The organism is Streptomyces katrae (assembly GCF_000966975.1).
GTDB classification, from domain to species: domain Bacteria; phylum Actinomycetota; class Actinomycetes; order Streptomycetales; family Streptomycetaceae; genus Streptomyces; species Streptomyces katrae.
In genome coordinates, this window is record NZ_JZWV01000857.1 from 1 (window position 1) to 3199 (window position 3199).

General features: G+C 69.6%; 3 protein-coding genes. All 3 read left to right on the forward strand.

What is annotated here, in order from left to right:
• The first annotated feature begins 229 nt into the window (after positions 1-229).
• Complete coding sequence (locus tag VR44_RS28130) at positions 230-1156, forward strand: ABC transporter ATP-binding protein (protein ID WP_045950422.1); 927 nt, start codon at positions 230-232, stop codon at positions 1154-1156.
• A gap of 2 nt (positions 1157-1158) precedes the next feature.
• Positions 1159-1938, forward strand: a complete 780-nt coding sequence (locus tag VR44_RS28135; protein WP_045950424.1) for an ABC transporter permease — start codon at positions 1159-1161, stop codon at positions 1936-1938.
• Positions 1939-2103: 165 nt separating this feature from the next.
• On the forward strand, positions 2104-3199 hold a 1096-nt coding region (locus tag VR44_RS28140; protein WP_045950423.1), incomplete at its 3' end, for an ABC transporter ATP-binding protein.

Consider the following 3199-nt stretch of genomic DNA (forward strand, 5'->3'; position numbering starts at 1 on the left):
GACGCTGACCGGTGCGGCCGTGGCCGCCGCCGGCTCCCCGATCGACGACGAGCCGGTCACCCGCGGCGTCCCGGCCCAGCAGAGCCGGTAGCAACTCCCGTAGCCCCGCGTGCGGATACACCCCCGTACGCACGCGGACCTACCTCCCGGTAGCCGAAATCGGGCATGCAGGGCCGTACATCACCATTTCGTGGTGGCGTACGGCCCTTCGGCGTTCTAGCGTGGCTCCATGATCGAGCTAGAGGGCCTCACGAAACGATTCGGCGCGAAGACCGCCGTGGACGACCTCAGCTTCCAGGTCAAACCGGGGGCGGTGACCGGCTTCCTCGGCCCGAACGGGGCGGGGAAGTCGACGACCATGCGCATGATGCTGGACCTCGACAATCCGACCAGCGGCACGGTCCGGATCGAAGGGAAGCACTACCGGGACCTCAAGGAACCGCTGAAGCACATCGGAGCGCTGCTGGACGCCAAGGCCATGCACGGCGGGCGCAGCGCCTACAACAACCTGCTCTGCCTCGCCCAGTCGAACCGGATCCCGAAGAGCCGGGTGGACGAGGTGCTGGACCTGGTCGGACTGACGCCGGTGGCACGGAAGAAGTCGAAAGGATTTTCGCTCGGAATGGGCCAACGGCTGGGAATCGCCGCTGCGCTGCTGGGTGATCCGGAGATCCTCATGTTCGACGAACCCGTCAATGGTCTGGACCCCGAGGGAATTCTCTGGATCCGCAATCTTATGAAGGGTCTGGCGTCGGAGGGGAGAACGATCTTCGTCTCCTCCCATCTGATGAGCGAAATGGCGCTGACCGCAGACCATTTGGTGGTCATCGGACAGGGAAAGCTCCTCGCCGACTTGTCGATGGCCGATTTCATCCACCAGAACTCCCGCAGTTACGTACGTCTGCGCTCGCCGCAGCAGGAACGCCTCAAGGACGTCCTGCACGGGGCCGGCATCCACGCGGTCAGCGTTCCCGCCACCGGAACCCTGGAAATCGACGGCGTCCCGAGCGAGCGGATCGGCGAACTCGCCGCCGAGCACCGGATCGTGCTGCACGAACTCAGCCCGCAACGGGCTTCACTGGAGGAAGCGTTCATGCGCATGACGGCGGATTCCGTCGAGTACCACGCCCACGCACCCCGGCAGGGGGGCGAGTGACCGTGGCCGCCTTCCCCGCCGTCCTCCGCTCCGAGTGGACGAAGATCCGCACCGTCGCCTCGACCACCTGGACCCTGGCCTCCGCCCTGGTCGTCACGGTCGGCCTCGGCGCGCTGCTGTGCTCCTTCACCGCGTCCCGCTTCAAGGACATGACCGCCGCCGAGAAGCTCTCCTTCGACCCGATCATGATCAGCTTCGCCGGGATGTCCCTCGGCCAGCTCGCGATGATCGTCTTCGGTGTGCTGGTCGTCGGCACCGAGTACGGCTCCGGCATGATCCGCACCTCGCTGGCCGCCGTGCCGCGCCGCGGGACCTTCCTGCTCGGCAAGCTCACGGCCGCCACCGCCCTCGCCCTTGCGGTGGGCCTCGCCACCAGCTTCCTGTCCTTCTTCATCGGCCAGGCGCTCCTGGGCGACCACGGCACGGACCTCGGCCGGGAGCACGCCCTGCGCGCGGTACTGGGCGCCGGCCTCTACATGGCCCTGATCGCGCTGTTCTCGATGGGCGTGACCGCCGTCCTGCGCAGCTCGATCCTGGCGCTGGGCATCCTGATGCCGTTCTTCTTCCTGATCTCGAACATCCTCCACGCGTTCGCCTCCACCCGGAAGGTGGCCCAGTACTTCCCGGACCAGGCCGGCTCCAAGATCATGCAGACCGTCCCGGACGCCGTGAACCAGGTCCAGGCGCCGTACGGGCCCTGGGGCGGGCTCGGGATCATGGCCCTGTGGGTCCTCGCCGCCGTGGCCGGCGGCTACCTCGTCCTGCGCAAGCGGGACGCCTGAGGGCGGGTCCGTCTCAGGACGGACGTCCCGCGTACTACGGGAAAACCCCGGGCCGGATCTCAGGGAGAGCTCAGGGATCCGGCCCCGGCGGGAACCAGCCGGGGCTCGATATCCTCTTAGGCATAGGCGGGCGAGAGCCGTCCGTGGCCGACAAGGGGCAGCACGATGATCGAGGCAGTCGGCCTGACGAAGCGTTTCGGCGCCAAGACCGCGGTCGACCAGCTGTCCTTCCAGGTCAAGCCCGGCCATGTGACCGGCTTCCTCGGACCCAACGGCTCCGGCAAGTCGACCACCATGCGCATGATCCTCGGGCTGGACCGGCCCACCTCCGGTCATGTCACGATCAACGGCCTCCCCTTCCGGGAGCTGCCGAACGCCCAGCGGCACGTCGGCGCCCTGCTCGACGCCAAATCCGTGCACGGCGGCCGCCGGGCCCGTACGCACCTGCTGTCCATCGCCCAGCTCTCCGGGATCCCCGAGAAGCGGGTGGACGAGGTCCTCGGCGTGGTCGGCCTGCAGGCCGCGGCCCGCCAGCGCACCAAGGGCTTCTCGCTCGGCATGGGCCAGCGGCTCGGCATCGCGGCCGCCCTCCTCGGCGACCCGCAGGTGCTGCTCTTCGACGAGCCGGTCAACGGCCTCGACCCCGAGGGCATCCTCTGGGTCCGCAACCTGATGCGGCAGCTCGCCGCCGAGGGCCGGACCGTCTTCGTCTCCTCGCACCTGATGAGCGAGATGGCCCTGACCGCCGACCACCTGATCGTGATCGGCCGGGGACGGCTGCTGGCCGACATGAGCACGCAGGACTTCATCACGCACAACTCGGCCGGATTCGCGCGGGTCCGCGCCGCCGGCGGGGACCCCGAAGGCCGCGCGAGCCTGGCGGCCGCCCTGACCGGGGCGGGCGGCCGGGTGCTGCAGGAGCCCGACGGGGCGCTGCGGGTCACCGGGCTGGAGCTGCCGCGGATCAGCGACCTCGCGCACGAGGCCGGCGTACGGCTGTGGGAGCTGTCCCCGCACCGGGCCTCGCTGGAGGAGGCGTACATGAGGATGACGCAGACCTCCGTCGAGTACACCTCCACCGACGACCCCCGCGCCGAACTGTGGGAGCCGGAGCCGCTGGCCCTCCCCGAGTGGGAGGACGAGTCCGCAGCGGCCGTCGCACCCGAGACGGCGGCGAGCTTCTTCGCTCCCCCGCCCCCCGGGTCCGGGCGGCGGCCGTTCCTGATGCCGGACAGCGCCGCCGACCTGGCCTCCTCCCCCC